General features: G+C 64.0%; 19 protein-coding genes. 5 read left to right on the forward strand and 14 right to left on the reverse strand.

Annotated features, from left to right (window positions below; genetic code table 11):
• The first annotated feature begins 7 nt into the window (after window positions 1–7).
• On the forward strand, window positions 8–1,615 hold the full coding sequence (locus QQM39_RS14970) for a recombinase family protein (RefSeq protein WP_301997200.1): 1,608 nt from the start codon (window positions 8–10) through the stop codon (window positions 1,613–1,615).
• A gap of 268 nt (window positions 1,616–1,883) precedes the next feature.
• On the opposite strand, the gene QQM39_RS14975 is transcribed toward QQM39_RS14970, so the two are convergent.
• The 7 genes from QQM39_RS14975 to QQM39_RS15005 all read right to left on the reverse strand — a co-directional run bounded on the left by QQM39_RS14975 (window position 1,884) and on the right by QQM39_RS15005 (window position 6,684).
• On the reverse strand, window positions 1,884–3,332 hold the full coding sequence (locus tag QQM39_RS14975) for a replication initiator (RefSeq protein WP_301997202.1): 1,449 nt from the start codon (window positions 3,330–3,332) through the stop codon (window positions 1,884–1,886).
• A gap of 141 nt (window positions 3,333–3,473) precedes the next feature.
• Window positions 3,474–3,800 (reverse strand): SH3 domain-containing protein, encoded by a 327-nt coding sequence (locus tag QQM39_RS14980; protein ID WP_301997203.1) that lies wholly within the window; start codon window positions 3,798–3,800, stop codon window positions 3,474–3,476.
• Window positions 3,801–3,909: 109 nt separating this feature from the next.
• The gene (locus tag QQM39_RS14985; RefSeq protein WP_301997204.1) at window positions 3,910–4,251 is read right to left on the reverse strand and encodes an SH3 domain-containing protein; all 342 of its coding nucleotides are present in this window, start codon (window positions 4,249–4,251) and stop codon (window positions 3,910–3,912) included.
• Between the two features lie 66 nt (window positions 4,252–4,317).
• On the reverse strand, window positions 4,318–4,509 hold the full coding sequence (locus QQM39_RS14990) for a hypothetical protein (RefSeq protein ID WP_301997205.1): 192 nt from the start codon (window positions 4,507–4,509) through the stop codon (window positions 4,318–4,320).
• Window positions 4,506–5,843, reverse strand: a complete 1,338-nt coding sequence (locus tag QQM39_RS14995; RefSeq protein ID WP_301997206.1) for an FtsK/SpoIIIE domain-containing protein — start codon at window positions 5,841–5,843, stop codon at window positions 4,506–4,508. Before QQM39_RS14995 ends, QQM39_RS14990 begins: the two co-directional genes overlap by 4 nt.
• Window positions 5,843–6,307, reverse strand: coding sequence for a hypothetical protein (locus QQM39_RS15000; RefSeq protein ID WP_301997207.1), 465 nt, complete (start codon window positions 6,305–6,307; stop codon window positions 5,843–5,845). The genes QQM39_RS14995 and QQM39_RS15000 overlap by 1 nt, the downstream gene beginning before the upstream one ends.
• The gene (locus QQM39_RS15005) at window positions 6,307–6,684 is read right to left on the reverse strand and encodes a hypothetical protein (RefSeq protein ID WP_301997208.1); all 378 of its coding nucleotides are present in this window, start codon (window positions 6,682–6,684) and stop codon (window positions 6,307–6,309) included. The genes QQM39_RS15000 and QQM39_RS15005 overlap by 1 nt, the downstream gene beginning before the upstream one ends.
• A gap of 268 nt (window positions 6,685–6,952) precedes the next feature.
• Between QQM39_RS15005 and QQM39_RS15010 the strand changes: the two genes are divergently transcribed.
• Together QQM39_RS15010 and QQM39_RS15015 are read left to right on the forward strand one after the other, a co-directional pair.
• The gene (locus QQM39_RS15010) at window positions 6,953–7,738 is read left to right on the forward strand and encodes a GntR family transcriptional regulator (protein WP_301997209.1); all 786 of its coding nucleotides are present in this window, start codon (window positions 6,953–6,955) and stop codon (window positions 7,736–7,738) included.
• An 846-nt stretch (window positions 7,739–8,584) separates the two neighbouring features.
• A complete protein-coding gene (locus tag QQM39_RS15015) occupies window positions 8,585–9,631 on the forward strand; it encodes a S1C family serine protease (RefSeq protein WP_301997210.1) in 1,047 nt (348 codons plus the stop codon).
• Between the two features lie 512 nt (window positions 9,632–10,143).
• Here QQM39_RS15015 and QQM39_RS15020 read toward each other — a convergent pair.
• From QQM39_RS15020 to QQM39_RS15050, 7 genes are all read right to left on the reverse strand, one after another.
• Window positions 10,144–10,809, reverse strand: coding sequence for a hypothetical protein (locus QQM39_RS15020; RefSeq protein WP_301997211.1), 666 nt, complete (start codon window positions 10,807–10,809; stop codon window positions 10,144–10,146).
• A gap of 1,133 nt (window positions 10,810–11,942) precedes the next feature.
• Window positions 11,943–12,341 (reverse strand): SH3 domain-containing protein, encoded by a 399-nt coding sequence (locus QQM39_RS15025; RefSeq protein WP_301997212.1) that lies wholly within the window; start codon window positions 12,339–12,341, stop codon window positions 11,943–11,945.
• A gap of 284 nt (window positions 12,342–12,625) precedes the next feature.
• Window positions 12,626–13,771, reverse strand: a complete 1,146-nt coding sequence (locus QQM39_RS15030; protein ID WP_301997213.1) for a methyltransferase domain-containing protein — start codon at window positions 13,769–13,771, stop codon at window positions 12,626–12,628.
• 20 nt (window positions 13,772–13,791) lie between these two features.
• On the reverse strand, window positions 13,792–14,655 hold the full coding sequence (locus QQM39_RS15035; RefSeq protein WP_301997214.1) for a radical SAM protein: 864 nt from the start codon (window positions 14,653–14,655) through the stop codon (window positions 13,792–13,794).
• 326 nt (window positions 14,656–14,981) lie between these two features.
• Window positions 14,982–15,434, reverse strand: coding sequence for a hypothetical protein (locus QQM39_RS15040; RefSeq protein WP_301997215.1), 453 nt, complete (start codon window positions 15,432–15,434; stop codon window positions 14,982–14,984).
• Window positions 15,435–15,438: 4 nt separating this feature from the next.
• Complete coding sequence (locus QQM39_RS15045; RefSeq protein ID WP_301997216.1) at window positions 15,439–15,951, reverse strand: hypothetical protein; 513 nt, start codon at window positions 15,949–15,951, stop codon at window positions 15,439–15,441.
• A gap of 198 nt (window positions 15,952–16,149) precedes the next feature.
• On the reverse strand, window positions 16,150–16,584 hold the full coding sequence (locus QQM39_RS15050; protein WP_301997217.1) for a hypothetical protein: 435 nt from the start codon (window positions 16,582–16,584) through the stop codon (window positions 16,150–16,152).
• Between the two features lie 107 nt (window positions 16,585–16,691).
• Between QQM39_RS15050 and QQM39_RS15055 the strand changes: the two genes are divergently transcribed.
• A complete protein-coding gene (locus tag QQM39_RS15055) occupies window positions 16,692–17,525 on the forward strand; it encodes a Scr1 family TA system antitoxin-like transcriptional regulator (protein WP_301997218.1) in 834 nt (277 codons plus the stop codon).
• Window positions 17,522–17,731, forward strand: a complete 210-nt coding sequence (locus QQM39_RS15060; protein ID WP_301997219.1) for a DUF397 domain-containing protein — start codon at window positions 17,522–17,524, stop codon at window positions 17,729–17,731. The genes QQM39_RS15055 and QQM39_RS15060 overlap by 4 nt, the downstream gene beginning before the upstream one ends.
• The last annotated feature ends 98 nt before the right edge of the window (window positions 17,732–17,829 follow it).

Below are 17,829 nucleotides of genomic sequence, written 5' to 3' on the forward strand. Positions count from 1 at the left end.
TCACCACGTGGAAGTGCTGCAACACACCGTCTCCGATACGTGCATACCACTTGGCATGTACCGCCGCGTCTCGATCGACAAGGCCCTCAAGGGCCTGGAATCTGACTGGCGGGAGGTTCAGGAGCAGGTCAAGGAGCAGGAGGAAGCGATCCGCTTCCTTGCTGAGCATGACCCCGAGTTGACGCGCCGGGGCGCCGTCATTGTGCGCGACTACTGCGACAACGACACGCCGGCATCGGATCCGTTCATCGTTCGTGACGACTTTGAGGCCCTGCTGCGCGACCTTGAAGCCGGGGTGATCCGTGGCGTCCTCTTCCTTCACTCCAACCGGTTGGCTCGTCTCGTCTACGACGCGGCGCGGGTCTGCCGCATCTTCGAGATGAACCCCGACTACATCGGGCGATCCGTCGAGGGAAGCGTTGACCTCTCCACCGTCGAGGGCCGAGGCATGTTCGTCATGCAGGCCACCGTAGGCAACATGGAGATTGGCAACATCAAGCGCCGCACGAAGCGAACCAACCGACGGGTTGCCAACAAGGGCGCCATGCATGGGGCGCCTCGTCCCTTTGGATGGGGCGAGGACAGGAAGACGCTCCACGAGACAGAGCACCCGTTTCTACTGGCAGCGATCAGGGCCGTCCCTGGCGGCCTCAAAGTCGGGACCTTCCGAAGGCGACTCGTTCAGTTCGGGCACGTACCCAGGAAGACAAAGCGATCTCGCGAGGGCAAGCGGGAGATCGGCCACGCGGCTGCGGAAGCGATCCTCACGAACCCTCGCAACGCCGGCTTTCGCATGTACGCCCCCCAGGACGAACGGCGCAACGCGGGGCGCCTGTGGCTTCCCGACTGCATCGTCCGCGACGCTGAGGGCAACCCGGTCCTGGGTGACTGGGAGCCGGCCTGTACTCCTGATGAATATTGGGCCTGCGTCAACGAGATCAAGCGGCGCAAGGACAATCGACGCGACGGCAACAAGGGAGAGCCCCACGACACAGCCGTCAAGTACTTCCTGTCAGGCATCGCACGGTGTGGCAAGTGCCTCAGCCCGATGTGGTCCAACCCCTACGAGCCCGGTACCTCGTCATACGAAAAGTGGGGCTTCCGGTACGCGTGCCTCGTCAGCCAGGGCGGATGCGGGGGTGTCACCCGCTGCGGGCCACCTTGCGATGACCTTGTTGAAAGTGCGTTCCTGCTGGGGACTCGCCAAGGGCTCGGAGATGCCATTGAACAGGCTGCCGAGGAGATCGACGAGAAAGTGCACGATGATCGACTTTCGGAGATCGCGGCGGAAATGTCCGACGTGAAGAGGCGGCGCAGCGAGAAGCGGATTTCAATGGGTGAGTCTTTGGATGCGATTGAGGAGCTTGAGCGCGAACGAGACGAACTCTTGGGGAAGCGCGGAAAGCTGGCGCTTCAGAAGAAGCGCAAAAGGCTACTTTCCGCGGATGCCCTATCGGACTGGACAGATCTGGCAATGGAGGAGAAGCGCGCCCGGCTTACTCAGAGCATCCGATCCGTGATCATCCATCCCATAGGCCGGGGCAAACGGTTCGATCCAGAGTTCATCGAGATCGTATGGCACGAGGAACCGGAGGAAGAGAAGGCCGACGCCTAAAACGATGAGAGCCCTCCCAGAAAAGGGAGGGCTCTCATCATTTGTTGACCTTCTTCAGACCCCACATCTTCATCACACGCGCGCGCCAAGCCTCACCCCGCTTCGGCATCTTAGCGAGTTCGCGGGCCAACCATTCTTCCTTCGTCAATGCCTCCTCCCCCAATCGAAATTACTGGCATCCCAACTCTCTTCCGTGCGTCGGAGCCTCTGGAAAATCTCAGCATTTCTCATTTCCCCACAACAGGAATGTGAGCATCCTGCGCATTCCTCACGCGGCATATTTCCACCCCTCGGCGATCATGTCTCTTCTGATTTCGCGGAGGCTGGCTATGTCTTCGGCTATGCCGCATGCGAAGTCCGCTTCCGCCGGGGAGTGCCCGGAGCCGACGTAACGCCATGCGGAGTCGGTGACGGTCTCTCGGTCTTCCAGGGCAAGCCGGCCACCGCCTTGATAGTCAGCCCGCACGGCGCGCAGCGCCCCGTAAGTAGTGGAGTATTGGCGGGATTTGGTGAGGACGTGGCCCCGGTAGCCGAGAGTGTGAGCCCAGGCCCGGAGGTTCAGTGCGTCCAGCTCGGGCAGGCCGCCCAGGCGCCAGCAGGCCGCCATAAGCGCCCGTAGGTGGGCATTCACGGGGGCGAGGCGGATGCTGTCGAAGTCTTGTATGCGGTAGTCGATGCCACCCGCGTCGCCAACGCTCTTTGAGACGTATTTGGCGACGTAGGCCGCAACGGAGTTGTCAGTCACGGCCGAGGATTCGGTGAATGCATCGCTGCGGATCGGGTGGACATCGATCTGTTTTCCCCACTTGATGACCCGCTCACCTGTGGCCGGGGAATAGGGCGTGTGCACCTCTATGTGTTCAGCGGCCGACCGTACGGCGCCTTCAAGGAGTTCGGTCGTGCCCCACAATGGAGGGGGCGAGGAAGGACCGTCGGGCCCGTCGAGTCGGATCACCGCGTGGAAGTGCACGGCCCCGCGCTTTTGGTATTCGGCGACTTTGGCGAAGGACACCGTGAGGTGTTCGCGCAGGCGGGTTTGTGTGATTCCTGCGGCAGTCGCCAGATGCCGCCGAAGCGTGCGGCAGTAGCGGTTCCACAGGGCGCCGGCGGACGCGTGCCACAGGGCGTGTCCGGCGTAGTCGTAGCAGTCCGGGCAGAGTGGCTGACCCACCAGGGAGTCGGTGTCGGCGTGCTTGTGGCCGCAGTCGAGAGGCCGCCCGTGTTCGCAGACTCCGCCGTCTCGTCGGGGGCGGCATAGGGCCCCGTCAGGGCCGCTCGCGCGGTGTACGGCGCCGAATGAGGGGGCGGTGAGGGTGACGAAGAGGCGGGGGTGGCGCTGCACGTTGTCGGTGACGCCTTTGCCGCCCAGGAGGCCGGAGCGGACCAGGTGGAAGGTGTCGCCCGCGTGCAGGTAGGAGCACGGTTCGCAGCGTGTTTCTCGGCGGTTGCGGCAGCGCACCGGCATCCGGCCGCCGGGTTCGTCGCTGGTGTCGTAGTGCCGCAGTACCTCGCCGGTGACCGCGTCGCGGGTGGTGGTGTGTCCGGCGAAGTAGATCGGGTGGGCGCAGCCGCCGATGGATTTGATCTGTTCGAGCCAGCGCGAGAATCCGGGTTCGTGGACGACCCGGATCAGGTCGCGTTCGGTGGCAGAAAGAAGGCGCAGACGCTCAGCCTCATTGAGGACTGAGCGCCGCGCCTCATCCGATATCGGGTACACGGGTGGCCCCCTTTCACGAGGTGTAGGCGCGGTGGTCATGGGTCAACTCCTGCTATGGCTCGCATCAGCTATGAATGCGAGAAAAGAGTGTCGGTGAACTCCGAACTCGGCCGGAATCGGCCCATTGGAGCTATCGGCTTACTACGGGATGAGATAGTCGGCGACTACCCAGCCGTACTTACCCTTGTTGGCTCCGCTGCCGACTTTTCCGTAATACCAGAGGAAATCCTTCGAGCAATACGTCCTGAACTTGGTTCCCTTCTGGAGAATTCCTAGGGATGTAGACGACCTCGTGGGCTTCTTGCGGAGGTTTACGGCTGCATCGGTCTTCATGGTCTGGGCGTAATGCGCTATGCACCCTGCGGGCAGCGAGACGGCCGAAGCGGTCGCCGTGAGACCGCCTGCCGTGACGGCCAGGCCGAGCGCGCTTGCAGCGAGAGCACGAACGAGAGTGTGACGGATCTGCATTGCGTTTTCTCCTCTGAGAGAGTTTCGAGGGAGCCTTTTGCCGCCTCACGGTTTCCTTTTCCGGTGTCAGCCGAAAAGGAGGCGAATGGGACCATACGGACGGTCTCTTTTAGTTCCAGCCAACGTAATCAGACTTGACCCAGCCCTTTTTTCCGTTGTTCGGCCCGCTTGTGACCTTGCCGTAGCTCCATTCGTGATCCTTGTCGCAGTACTCGGTAAATCGAGTGCCCTTGTACAGGATTCCGAGGGAGGCGTACTTAGCTCCGGGGCCGCTCCGCAGGTTTACAGCACTGGTAGCTTCCATCTTCTGCGGCCAAGCCCATTCCCAGGTGCACGACTTGGGCAGCGATGCCGCCGAAGCGGTCGGGGCGGTGAGCACATTGCCGCCCACGATCACAGCCGTGGTCGCAGCAGCAGCGGAAACACGGACGAGGTTCTGACGGATCTGCATTTCATTTTCTCCTCTGGGAGGGTTTCAAGGCGGCTTCTTGCCGCCTCTTGGTTCCTTTTTCCGGGGTCAGCCGAAAAAGAGGCTTCCGATGGCCTGGACGATCGCCCACACCGGATAGGAGAAAGGCGTACCGGCGAGGAGGAATCCGAACAGTGCGATCAGCGTTGCCTGATAGGCCCTGATTTCCCGTGACCGCGACGTCAGGACGACGTACAGGAACAGGAATGAGTCGATGACCCAGATATGTGTCTGTGTCATGCCGTAATTCCTCCTTTCTCGAAGGTGACGGGGTCGGGTTGGGTCAGGAACGGATCCTGTGGCGGATCGATCTGTCCGATCTCGGCCGCGTCGGCGGTGCTGACCAGGCGGGAGCGGGCGCGCATCCACCGGCCGCCCATGGCGACGACCGCGACGCCTTGTTCGTCCTCGGTGATGTTCTGCGCGGTGATCACGGCGTCCGGGTTGATGTCGCCCAAGGTCATCTCGGCCGACCCGGCGTCATGCGCGCGGTGGGCGACGCGTCCGCCGAGCTGGGCGCGCAGCGCGGTCACGCGGGGGCCGAGGTCGGAGCCGACCCGCTGTCCGGCGATGACCAAGTGGACGCCGAGCGCCGCGCCGAGTTGGGCGATGCGCAGCAGCAGGGTTCCGCACTGCTCTGCCTCGTCCCGCGATTCGCGGGAGCCGTCGGTCAGGTACAGCTCTGCCAGTTCATCGACGATCACGACCAGGGGCACCGGCCGCTGTTCCTCGGGCAGTTCCCAGACCGACCGTTTTTCCCAGGAGCGGCACCACCTCATCCGTGCCTGGATCTCGTCGACCACACCGGACAGCACGCCGAGCGCCTGTGTCCGGTCGACGGCCAGCGCGGAGAGCCGCCCGCCGAACAGGCCGAGCTCCAAGCCGCCTTTGCAGTCGATGCCGACCAGGGCGACCCGCTGAGGCGCCAGCGCGAGGACCAGCGCCGCCAGCAAAGACGACTTGCCCGACTGCGTGGCCCCGGTGACCAGCCAGTGAGGGACACGCCGCAGGTCGATCAGCCATGGGGCGCCGTCCTCGAAAACGCCCACGTCAGCGGCCAGCAGTGCGTGAGCCGGCACACGGGTGGAAGGGGCGTCCTCGGCCAGCGGATCCCTGGCCGTGACGTCGATGACCACCTGTCCCCGGCGCGGGGAGGTGACCCGCACACTGTGCACGCGCCAGGTGTGTTCCATGGCGCGGGCCGCCGCGTAGAACGGCGCCGGAGTCTGCCCTGGATGCAGCAGCACCCGCAGCGTCAGCCCGGTTGCCGTGGGCACCGGCCAGGACAGTCGAGGGGGCTTCGGCTTGAGTGCCTGTCCCTGCACCACGAGGTCACGGCCGATCACCCGACGGTCCGGCGCCATGCTCACCGACAGGCCGTTGAGGTAGGCCAGCCTCCGCCAGGTCGCCACGATCCGCAGCGCGGTTCCCGGGTAGCCGAGCAGCCACCAGCGCCACGGCCACCGCCGCACCGGGACACCCCGCGCCTCCAGACGCGGTTCCCACCACCTCTGGGTGAGCACGCCCACGATGAGGAGCGCGGTCAGGATCCACACCACCAGGGAGGCGGGCATCACTCGTCCCCCTCCTTGGTGTCCGGCGCCTTGGTGCGGGCCAGCACCAGCCGGGCGCGCATCATCGCCGTCTCCGCGTGACGGGCCGTCAGGGAGAGGAGGAACCGGATGGTCGTGATGTCGTCGGACGTGGTGAGCAGCGCCTCGGTACCGGCGAGCGTCCGCAAGTCCCGCAGGAGCGAGCCGAAGTGACCGTCTACGCAGAACACGGGATCGTCGTGGCCGTCGGGCACGTCCGCGTCGTCCAGACCGGCGGCCGCCCGCATCTCCTGGGCCATCCGTTCGGCGTCCTCGGCAAGCACCACCGCGCACGGTTCCTTGCAGGCGAACACCTCTGACTCGTCAGCAGGATTGCGGCCCACCGGGACAGACGTGACTCGCGCGTCAATGAAGCTCGCGCCGCACACCACGCAGGCCAGGCCGTCACCCTTGGGGCCGCCGACGTTCCAGAAATAACGGTCCATCAGGAATCACCGCCCGAGGACTTCCCGCGCGGACCAGCAGCCGCAGCAGCGGAGCCACCACCGGAGCCCGCAACGGGCGTGATCGAGTCGGCCCGGTACGTCGTACCCGTGCGGCCCTCCAACGCCCAGTCACGCGCCCACAGGTTCGCGACCCTGACCTCAGCACCCTCCGTGAGGCCCTGCGGCTGCCCAACCGTCGTCACGTCGATTGCATCGACCCTGCGCCCTTCCGGCTGCCGCACGGCCAGGCCCGTGATCCACAACGGGTTACCGTCACGGTCCCGACGCTGATCACCTTCCTGCGTCGTACGCGGCTCCGGCGCGATCTCACACCGGATCGTGCCCAGCCGGGACACGTCGATCGGCTTGTTTTCCAACGGAGTTCACCTCATCTCACAACACACCCATCCGGCCACTCATCCGGATGAGTTGAGGCGATCATCATCACCCGGCACCCGATTCAGGTCAAACACTTATCCGGATGAGTGGGTTTGGGTGTACGTCAGACGCTCAACCACTTATCCTCATGAGTGCACGCACGCCTATACCAGGACCCACTGACAAGCAACGCGGCACGACGACCCACCCCACGAACGTCGAGCATCCGTTGAACTACTCACCGCCGACCTGAGAAGGACAGCAGCCATGGCAGCCCGAGAGCACATCGAACGCGCACCAGCCATGTACATGCAGGTGGCCCAGCGCATGGCCGACGACATCCGCCGAGGCCGCTACCAGCCCGGCGAACTCCTGCCGTCCGAAACTCAGATGGTGGAGATGTACGGGGTCGGCAAGCACACCGCGCGCTCCGCCGTCGCCGAGCTGCGCCGCATGGGACTGGTCGAGTCCCAGCAGGGCAAGGGCAGCATCGTCCTTGCCGTCGGCGGAGCCCTCCCCGCCACCCGCGTTGAACGGTCCATCCAACGTACGACGAAGGGGAGTTGGCACCTGCCGGAGACGACGCAGACCGAGGCGCCCGCCGTCAGCAGGAGCGCGCTGGACGGCCCCCCGGCAGCCCTGTTGGACCAGCAGGACCAGGACGCCATCAACGTCGACCGCATGCTGTACGACCCGGCAACCGGCGCCCGCATGGCCCACCGTGTCCTGATCCCGCTTGCAACCGCAGCCGACGTGCCCACCCTCGCCGAGCAGCCCAACGCCGAAGTAGCCGACCTGTACCGACAGCTTGCCGACGCCGGCCTCAGCCTGTCGTTCACCGAGCACGTCACCGCCCGCACCCCCTACCCGGACGAGCGCACCGCACTCGGACTCAGCGACGCCAGCCCCCTGCTGATCACCTACCGCGTGACCGCCGACGCCGACCAGGACCGCCCCCTGCTGTGCGAGGAACTCAAGGCCCCCGCCGCCACCTGTCAGCTCACTTTCTCCCTGACGCCGACGAAGACCGCCGCCAAGCGCACCAGCCGCTGACCCGCGTCGGGGCAGCGGCTCCAGGTTGAGGTGTGCCGGCCGGGCGTGACTCAATTCAAGCGCCTGGCTGTTTTTCGCTGGGAACGGCGCACTCCCAGATTTTCATCTCACGAAACGTATAGGAGCCACCTTCGCCTTTGGTGACGAGCTCATCTGTTCCCGAGTCGAGGGTTTCAACACTCCATGTCTCAACGTAAGGGCTTGGTGGACTCTGTGACTGGTCTTGCGAAATTACGATTCCATGCTCTTCGACCGCAAAGGTCCCTTGTTCGGACCAGCTGCGTTCTCCGGCTTGAATAAATAGGTAGGTCCCGTCTGCTGCGAATTCTAGCTGGGACGTCTTGTCTACAGCGACCCAAATGCCGATCAGCCTGCCAGGAATTTCAAGGGCTGCCCGTATGCGGCCCCGCCACTGACGGCGATCAGAGCAAACCCCAAGAGGGCGGCACATATACTATGCAGGATTATTTCTGGTAGCCCGCGACTAGTACTGCAATGATCACCCCTCCTTTAACGGAGCATAGAAGGCAGCCTTTCTTGCCATGTTGCGCCACGAGCGGTGCCTTTGCATCTCGATCTTTCAGATCGCCTCGTTTACCGCTGCAGCTTCGCTGGGGAAGGATGCACTCAACCGGATCTCTCAACTTCCCACTTCACCTCCCTAAAAGTTGACCATTCATTTGTTCAACAACCAACCTAAAGCCGAAGTCAACGTTCGTACACCCAACCCCACTCCCCGCACAGGACGGTGCAGAACGGTGAGCGTAGACTGAAGAGAACAGTGATCATTTCCGGGCTGGGTCCGGCGGTCGGGCGGATCGCCCGGAGTCCTGAAGGGCGCCCCTCATGGTTGCAGGTGTGAGAGCGGCTGTTGCTGGTGGCTCGGCGATTGCGATCGCCTTGAGTGGGACAGCAATTGCGAGGGCTGACGATCCCAACGACATCTACAAGCGAGCCGCGCCAGCGACTGTGCATGTACTCGGAAACCTGGGTTCCGGAACTGGCTTCATCTATGACGCTGAAGAAGGACTGATCGTCACCAATGCCCATGTAATACAGGGTCAAGCATCTTTGAAGGTGGTGATTCAGGACCAGAAGCCCGTTCCCGTACGGCTTGTCGGCAGTGACCCTTGTGAGGACATCGCTGTCCTCAAATTGGCCACGCGGCAACCGGACCTGAAGGAGTTGGAGTTCGGCGACAGCACTAAGCTCGAAGCGGGCGATACCCTGGTCACACTCGGTTACCCTAGTTCGATTGCTGAGAGTGAGACGCAGGATGTCGTTCATGCGTCAGGTGAAGTCCAGTCGCCAGACGTGGCAGCCACGCCGTTTCCCTCCTCCCCTCGTTTCCCTTCCCTGGTCCAGCATTCAGCTACCGTAAATCCAGGTAACTCGGGAGGGCCGCTGCTCGACTCGGAAGGAAAAGTGGTAGGCATCAACACCCTGTACTCCTCAGGAGATATCCAAAACCAGTTCTATGCAATCAGCGAACACCATGCACATCCAATGCTCGATGCGCTTGCAAAAGGCGAAAAGAAGAACGATCCGGGATGGAAAATAATGGATCTCAACGATCCAGACCTACCCGAATCGAATCCGGATTACGCGAACGAAATAGCGAAAACGCAGGAGGTTCTCCTGAAGGCGAACGCCCAAGGCCTATTCGTGTCTTCTGTTCGCACAAATTCGCCGGCTGCGGAAGCGGTTGTGGCCGGTGATGTGGTGACCAAGGTAAAGGATCAACGGGTTTCCACGGTGGCCGACCTCTGCGACATCCTGCAATCCTCCGAGTCCGGAGAAAAGCTGGGGATCGAAGGCTTCAAGACGTTCAACGCCGACGGTACAAACTTCCAGCAGTGGGACCCGTGGGTCTCTAACCTCACTCTGAAATAAGGCGCGTGTCAGCGAACGCTCAGGGGCTGAGAGGTGATGTGAACGCCCGCTTCCCGCAGTGACATCGCCGCTGACGGCCTCGATCACCTACCGCCTGACCGCCGTCGCGGCGAGAAGCCGCATCTGAGGAGCTGAAGGCCCCGCCGTTCACCCGTCAGCTCACCTATCCCGTCACGCCGCCGAAGGACCCGCCAAGCGTGCCGCTGCCGGCCACCCGCATCGGACTAACTTCTCTTTACTTGTTCAAGGGCGCGCCTTCGGCGCGCCGGGCGGCTCTGGCCGCCTCGCCCGGGCATGCGGCCTCCGGCCGGTCCCGTCCGGACGACCAGCCGCCCGACAGCACCGCCGCCCTATACCAAGCAGAGAAGCCACCGCGGATTCGTCGCAGTGGCTTCGTTGCGTTGCCGAGTCGCTAGAAGGAGCATGCCGACCGTTCCGGCGCCGCCCGACACTCACTCAGGGCGTCAATCCTCCTCGGACTACTGCAAGTTGGCCTCAGGCTTGCCATGAGGTCAGCCACCAAACTTGTTATCTAGCTCCTGAAGCCATGCCACGTAATCGTTGGGAAGCATCATGGCCGACACCGAACCGATGAAGAAAAATGCCACTAGAGACACAAGGGCGACAAGCACCCACCCCTTGACCCCTAGGTTGTCCCCAGAACCGGCATTCTTCACGTCGACATTAATTAGCGATTCCGTAGCAGTTAGGCCCGTAACAGGACCGTCAAGCAGCAGAGTGTAGGTGACCTCCTGCTGTTTCCGCAGATGAGAAGGAGGTAGGAGTAGCTTACTACCGGACACAGTGGCCGCCGGCACCTGCGTGGTGCTCGGCGAACTCTCGGAACTGAGCAGTGCCAAGATAGGCTCTCCCAATTCAAATTCTATACTGCCGCTGAACATTCCACTTTCAATATCCTGACGGCCTTGATTAATAACCTGAACGGCTGCAACGTGAGGCGAAGTGAGAATCACGCCATTGTGGGTCACGGAGAGTCCACTACTCCCGTGGTTAGCCAAGAGTTCGGCACTTGACTGCAACCGATAGCCAAGTCTCAGCTTGGGATTTTTTTGCGCCCTCAATGTCGCCCAGACCGTAAGAAGGCCAACGCCCAACGTCACCGCGATCCCGACCAGCGTCATGATCGTTTGACTCACTTCGCTTGCGATGGTCACCATGACAGCAGATTGAAGCATGCTAACGGCCTTGCAGACAGGGCGAGTTGAAGCACTTCAGTTCGGTTCATCACCCCGCGCAGGAAAAGCCCTTGCTGACCTCAGGAATCCACTCACATGCCCACCGCAGAGCCAAGGGAGGTCACTCCCTAGGGCCGGTGGTACCAGGGACGCTATAGCGCGCCCCTGGACCCCGCCCAGCGTGGCAACCTCACGCGCGAATGCGGCTTTCGTCGTGGTCCATGTCCGTGCGCGCGTGAGGTCACCACGCACGTAACCAGCAGCTTTCCCCCGTCGAGTGGTACCGGTCCCGACCTCCCGCAGCGTGCCGGCCAACGCGCGCCCAGGGAGGCTGGGTCCCTACCTCCGGCAGGTATCCGCATGCCGCTGAGCTGCAAACCTCGCCGGGCCTATACCCGTGATCAGGATCGGACGCGGACACCCCTCACACCGGATGAACTCCCCGCGCCTGTCAGTCTCGATCCACACACGCGAGCCCGCCGCCGTCCGCCAGTCGTCACGCCGCCCCATGCCGTAACTCCCCCTCCCTCTCATCCTCCATCCGCTGAAACTTGACCACCCTGCCCGCTGGTCCGGCCGATGCCCCACGCAACCGCCGAGCGACCAGCCGCGCTCCCTCCGGGCGGAGCCACACCACCGGTTCACCATGCGCGCCCACATGCGCCACCGCCCGAACCAGCCGCACGTCTACACCCAGCTCCGCCAGGGCCGCGTTCAACTCCTCGGCAACTTCTTTCGCCTGCCGCCACGGTGACACGTAGTCAACTCCCGCAACGAACAAGGCGTCATCGAGGCCGCCGTACCCCCCACTGTCCGGCGACGCGTCCTCTGTCATTGCTCAACTCACCCCAGCCCCAGCCGTCTTGGTCAGATACGACCGGCCTTCCCCGCCATGCCGAACGCTTGTGCAAATCGAAAACAGGACACGCAGTCTACTTCGAGCCCTCCCGCATACGCACGGGTACGGTCTGTCAACTCGGGAAACCGCTCGCATCAACACGCCCCCCTCACTTTGCACTTACGCTGCGATCACATGCCAACGACATAGGACAAGCGACGGCCCCCTCTCCGCCGAAGCCGAGAAGGGGCCGCAAGGTCACCTTTCCTAAATCGGGTTAGTACAAGTACGCGTCCGTTACCCAACCGACGTAGCCGCCCGGCAGCCCACCCGCCGAATCACTCTGCAACATGATCAAGTCCCACTGCTGCCCGCCACTGACGCGCGTGGACGTGATGACCTGCACCTGCTCGCCCGCATAGATCTGACCCAGTATCAGTGAATCCGTACCCGGCCCCATACGCACCCGGAGCCCATCCACGGTCGCCGTACGCGTCACCGCGTAGTTGACGGACTCGGCCACCGCACCGTGGACCGACGACGGAGCCGACGCACTCACCGCCGGCCCGGACGGACCCGACGGAACCGCCGCCGACGCCACCGAGGCGCCCACCAGGCCGACACCAGCCACCAGCGCTCCAGACACAACCAGCGACCGCAGAACCTTGCCACCCATGATCAACTTCCCTTTCGCTCGAAACAGCATGAGCGGTCCGGTTTCGCACTACGCGAAGCCCATCCACTCATCCGGATGAGTTGCCAGCATCGGGCACTCACCTCAGGCCGGTCAACCACTTATCCGGATGAGTTTGGAGAGGTCGAGCAAGTGATGGCAGAAAACAAAGAAGCCCCGCCCGCACGCCACAGGGGGAAGCGCACGGGCGGGGCGGTGTGGCGACGTTCGGGGAACGCGTCGCCGTCTGGCACACGGATGGTGGAGAGACTCCTGTGTGCCGGGCTTTACAGGGCGCCCATGGATGCCTGCCATCGTCCGCGTGACAGGTGGCAGACGCCATCGGGCGTGATCCGGACTTGCGAGCCGAGCAGCGGCAACGCTCCTTCCGCGTTGAGCCTGTTGCGGATGCGCTCAAGTGCTTCCCACAGTCGTTGCGGGCCGCCCTGGTGCACTTCCGGCGGGTCTGTCCACTCGGCGGAGGCGCGAGCCCATGAACCGTCCGGGTGCACCAGGTAGGCGGTTCGAGTTCGGCCGGTTGTCTCGTAGCCGAGTTCGACGCCCGGTGTGGTGACTTCCAGCATGGATCGCAGTTCCCATGCGTTGGCCACGTCCACCACGGGGTAGCGCCCGGTGCTCCTCTGTTCTCCCTCAGCCTCGCGGGCGAGGGAGAACAGCTGTGCAAGGGCGGGCGGGTAGTCGTCACCGGACCGGGTGAGCATGAAGCCCGCCATGTCCCGTTCCACCTGCCCGATCACGTCCCCGTTCGCGTGCTTCCACCCGGTGACGATCAGGGAGGTTCGCGCAAGGGTGGTTGCGATGCGTCCCCCAGGCACCAGGGCCGCGAGAACAGCCCGCAATCCAGGACCAGGCGGAAGCGCCACGGTGCACACGATGCGCTCGTACGTGCCGGGCACATGCTCGGTGGCGTCCGCTGTGACGAACTTCGGGTGGTAGCCCATGGACGCGAGCCGTTCCCCCGCCGCGCTCGTCAGGTACGAGTCCACGTCCAGACTCGTCACGCACCGGTCCCCGATGCGGTGCGACGCGTACGCCGTGAGTCCACCGGCCCCCGTGCCCAAGTCCAGGAGAGGCAGTCCGTCCCAGAGCCGGACATGCCGGAGCATGCGCACGACCAGACTCGGCAGCGTGGCCGACGAGGTGGGCATTCCCGAAGGCTGGTCACCGGGCTTCGCGAGGTCGGCATGGAGCGTGCCGACCCTGGTGATCAGGGAACGGTCGGCGTAAGCAGCTTCGGTCCACGCGTGCGTGTCGCTCGGCCCGTCCCGCAGCACCCACCCGCCCGAGTCGTCCACCTCCCACCAACGGGGAACCAGCTCGTGACGAGGAACACGGGCCACGGGAGCCAGCCATCGGGAGTCAGGGTCCGTCACCCGGTGCGCGAGCCGTTCCGCTTGCTGGTTCCATTCCATGCTGCCGAGCCTTTCAGTGGTCAGTACGCGGGGTCACACGCTGTCGTGTTCGCGGGATCGCAGTCGTTCGAGTCGTCTGGGCCGCAGGCAGCGCGCGGGGCGGGGATGCGCGCTGCGAGTTCCGCCCACTTCGGGCCCCTGAGCAGGTCGGCGAGCCGAGTTTCCCGCACGTTGCCCGCCGGGAAGTCGCGCGACAGCACACAGCCGGCGAGGTCTCCGTTCGGCAGGATCGCCGCGCGGCCACGAGTGCACCGCCCGCACATCTCGTCCAGCGCCGGGGCGACTCCGGGAAGTTGTGCCCGTCCGACCGCGCGCACTCGATCCGTGTTGATGTGCTTCACGCCCATGGATTCCAGCTCTGAGCGAGCCTCGGTGACGTGCTGCCCCGGCAGGACATCTACGATCCCGGCTCGAACCGTGATCCCACGCATGACCGCTTCCCGGATGTTGCACCGGGTACGGGCGTAGCTCCCTCGCCGACCGGTGATCTTGTCGTGCTCTTCGGGATCGTTGCTGTAGTAACTGGTGCCCAGCGTCACGCCGTCCCGCTCGAACACCTCCCACCAGTCCGGCGCCACATAGAACAGGTTGGAGTACACCTCCACGTGCAGTCCGAGCGAGAGTCCGAGTTCCGTGAACTCCCGCCAGTACGGGTGAACAGTCGGCTCCCCGCCGATGAGCTGAATGGTTCGGATGCCGAGCGCGGCAGCGTCCGTGATGACCGCGCGCCAGTCCGCCGGGGTCATGGAGCCGTGCGTGGCCTGCGGGCTGGACTCTGACAGACAGTGCGTACAGGTGAGCTGGCACTTACCGGTGATCTCCAGCTCAAGCGACCTGATACCCAGGACCGGGGCGTTCGTGGGGCTCTCCATGATGGCTGTCACGGCTGCACTCCTTCGCGTCGGATCGTGCGCTAACGTGCCTCGCCCCCCCTCTAGGGGTACGTCGTGTGCGTGTTCACCCTCGTGCCAGGAGAGAGAGGGGGCTCTTCCTGACTCAGCTACAAGGGGGTGGTGCCCGTGTCCGGGGTCGGACCGGATGTCAGCCCACGCGGCCGTTGATTTTCGCGATTGGGCTGTCTCACGGGCGCTCTGTCGCACATTCGCTGTTCCCCCCGCTTGAGGATCACTCAATGAAGGAGAGCGACAGAGACGTGGTGCCCGCCCTGACCGAAGTGCAGGAGGAAAGGCTCATCCGGTCAGGGCGGGGGCTAATTGGGCTTGCTGCTGAGCCGCTCGATCACTCCGGCACCTTCGGCTAGGACCCTGCGGCGCAGGGCATCTGTCTTGGGGTCACGCAGGGCCCACGAGTGTTCGCGGGGGTGATGCCGGTAGAGCATGCACGCTTCTTCGTCGTCCGATCCGTCAGAGATCTCGCAGTGCCTCAGCGACTCAAACCGCATCGTTCCGTCCGGTGTCCAGCGCGCCCACAGTCCTTCGTGCGGCTTGTGCTCTCGCCAGTCCCATACGTAGTCGGCGTGTTCACCCTCGTGCCAGAGTCCGAGTTCGCATCGGGCCGTGGCGGGGGCGTCCTCACAGTCCTCGCCAGTGACCCGCTTCTGTCCAGCGAGTATCGCTATCAACAGTTCGGTGAAGGCCACTTCGGCCGTGGCCGTGCACTGACGCATAGCGGCGGTCGGCAGTAGCCGCATACCGCGCTTCATGCCCTTACCTCCATGGGTTTTCGGCGACTACGTACAGGGGGTGTGACAGTCCGCCGATCCGGTGTGTAAGTGATTCGCCCGGCCACCGGTCAGGCTCCGCAGACATCCGCACCGGCCAGACGGACAGGGTGTATGTGCAGTCCGGATCAGTGGCCGTCACGAAGAGCGGGTGCCCGCCCTTGATGTGCTCGCGTGCTTCGCGTTCCTCGTTGAGATCGTTGGCCCACCGCCGCAGTTCCGTGGGGCAGTCGTGAACGGGTGCCGCTTCGCATTCGGCCGGGGTGGGAAACCACGGCGAGCGTCCCGGATCGGGGTCGAGCCGGTCAGCCATGCGCAGTGCCTCGCCGCGAAGCCACCGGATCACCAGCACAGGGGAAAAGCTCTGAAACGTGCCTAAGACGTACTGCACACTCTCCCCAGTGCCGTACACCGGCCCTTCCGCGCGTACCTCTGCGCGGTAGCCCGCTGGCTGTGGTTTGCCGCTCGTGCCGAGCCCTGCTGTCAGATCAGAGCGCACGCCGGTTCTCCTTCTCCACGAGGGGACGAAGGCGCCGCATGGTCGGGCTGAACGATCGATCGTCGGGGCCGCTGTACTTCGGCGGGGTGTCGGCAACGCTGTCATGGGTCTCGGGGCACTCGGGGTAGCCGCACTGGCACGACGGAAAAGCGACAGGCGAAGCGGGCGCGAGGTCTGTTCCTTCCGGAAATTCGGCGTTCACTCCTTCACCCCCTCGCCTGTACGTCGGTGCGGGTGCTGCCCGATGATCCGGTTGAACTCCCGCGCCGTTCGGTCAGCGCCACGTGCGTGCGCGGATGTGCGGCCGCTGTGCGCCGCCTTGCAGGTCACGCACCCGCCAACGGCAACGGCAACGGATTCAAGATCAGGCATCGGGACGGCCGGAGCGGACGTCGTCTCTTCGCTTCGGATCACAGGGAGCAACCTCTCCAGCCCAGCGAGCGTCGCTTTCAAGTTGGCGCGCGTCGGCACGGCGTACGGCCCCCTACGGACACCAACGGGATACGGCGCCCACTGGTTGAGCCACGTTTCGGCGGGCTCCATGCGGAGCCGCCAGAAACCGCCGGCTACTACGAGCGCTGCCAGCTCCGGCCTGTCGTCAGCCCAAGGCGGAGCCGTTCCCTGATCGGACACGACCGCTCCTCTCCGTAGTGCCGCCACTACCAAGCAGGTTCAGCGTGGCCCACACCTGGGAACACTTCAACTTGCCGGAAAGGAACGAAAGGTTGGTGTAACAACCCTTGAATCGCAAGGAGTTGAACCCTGATGCCTCGCCTCAAGCGGCTTACGGGGCGCGTTTACGCAGTCTGCGAGAAGCGCGCGGCTGGACCCAAGATGACCTTGCCGAACGCATGGAATATTCCAGTGTGCATATTTCAGCGGTTGAAACTGGGCGGAAGTCTCCAACCCTTCGTTTCTCGCGTAGTGCAGACCACGCCTTCGGCATCGAGGGTGCAGACACGTTCGAGCGCCAGTTCCGTGAACTTCGTCAGGGCTCCTTGCTGGAGGGCTTCCCCGAGTACGTCGGGCACGAGGGCCGAGCAGCGGAAATCCGGCTGTTTGAGATCGGGATCATCCCTGGGCTTCTCCAGACACCGGAGTACGCAGAGGTGCTTGCAGACAGCGCCGTCAAGCGAGGAGCGATCACCGCCGAGCAGGCGCACGAGCGGGTGACGCTCGTCGCCGAACGGCAAGCCGCACTCGTCCGCCCGTCTTCACCTCTGGTTTTCGTGATGCTGGATGAAAGCTGTATCCGCCGGCCCATCGGCGAGCCCGCCGTCATGGACGCTCAGTTGGAGCGTCTGGCCGAGTTCGCCGAGCTGCCGAACACCGTGCTTCAGGTCGCCCCGTACGACATGGGGGCGCGTCGGACGTTCAATCTGCCGCTCTACATCCTGACGATGCCAGACCGCTCCCTCATGTCGTACGCCGAGTCCGCGCACCGAGGCCATCTTGAGCGGGAAAGCTCGTTCGTACTGCCCTTGTTGGCGGCCTACCATCAACTACAGGCCGAAGCCTGCTCGCAGGCGGCATCTGTGGCCATGATCAACCAGTTGCGAAAGGGCACCCCGTGACGACCGAATCCCCTCGTTGGTTCAAGTCCTCGTACAGCGACAACGGCGGCGCTTGCGTGGAGGTCGCCGGAAACCTCGTCGCCTCACGCGGCGTGGTACCCGTCCGTGACTCCAAGAACTCAAGCGGCCCGGTTCTGAGCTTCCCCACCGATGCGTTCTCGTCCTTCGTGGCGGGCGTCAAGGCCCGAGAGCTCGGCGCCTTCTGACCACCATCCGCAGCGCCATCGAAGGCCCTTCAGGCCAACCCGTGGACTGATTCGCGAGAGCCTCTGCCATACCTCTGGCAGGGGCTCTCGTCATGTCT

It is taken from the genome of Streptomyces sp. DT2A-34 (assembly GCF_030499515.1).
GTDB lineage: Bacteria > Actinomycetota > Actinomycetes > Streptomycetales > Streptomycetaceae > Streptomyces.

What these genes read in the sequence shown, in the direction of transcription:
- QQM39_RS14985 (WP_301997204.1), bottom strand. Translation starts at nt 4,251, where the DNA reads ATGCAGATCCGTCAGAACCTCGTCCGTGTTTCCGCTGCTGCTGCGACC.
- QQM39_RS15040 (WP_301997215.1), bottom strand. Translation starts at nt 15,434, where the DNA reads ATGAAGCGCGGTATGCGGCTACTGCCGACCGCCGCTATGCGTCAGTGC.
- QQM39_RS14995 (WP_301997206.1), bottom strand. Translation starts at nt 5,843, where the DNA reads ATGCCCGCCTCCCTGGTGGTGTGGATCCTGACCGCGCTCCTCATCGTG.
- QQM39_RS14990 (WP_301997205.1), bottom strand. Translation starts at nt 4,509, where the DNA reads ATGACACAGACACATATCTGGGTCATCGACTCATTCCTGTTCCTGTAC.
- QQM39_RS15000 (WP_301997207.1), bottom strand. Translation starts at nt 6,307, where the DNA reads ATGGACCGTTATTTCTGGAACGTCGGCGGCCCCAAGGGTGACGGCCTG.
- QQM39_RS15015 (WP_301997210.1), top strand. Translation starts at nt 8,585, where the DNA reads ATGGTTGCAGGTGTGAGAGCGGCTGTTGCTGGTGGCTCGGCGATTGCG.
- QQM39_RS15010 (WP_301997209.1), top strand. Translation starts at nt 6,953, where the DNA reads ATGGCAGCCCGAGAGCACATCGAACGCGCACCAGCCATGTACATGCAG.
- QQM39_RS15025 (WP_301997212.1), bottom strand. Translation starts at nt 12,341, where the DNA reads ATGGGTGGCAAGGTTCTGCGGTCGCTGGTTGTGTCTGGAGCGCTGGTG.
- QQM39_RS14980 (WP_301997203.1), bottom strand. Translation starts at nt 3,800, where the DNA reads ATGCAGATCCGTCACACTCTCGTTCGTGCTCTCGCTGCAAGCGCGCTC.
- QQM39_RS15020 (WP_301997211.1), bottom strand. Translation starts at nt 10,809, where the DNA reads ATGGTGACCATCGCAAGCGAAGTGAGTCAAACGATCATGACGCTGGTC.
- QQM39_RS15030 (WP_301997213.1), bottom strand. Translation starts at nt 13,771, where the DNA reads ATGGAATGGAACCAGCAAGCGGAACGGCTCGCGCACCGGGTGACGGAC.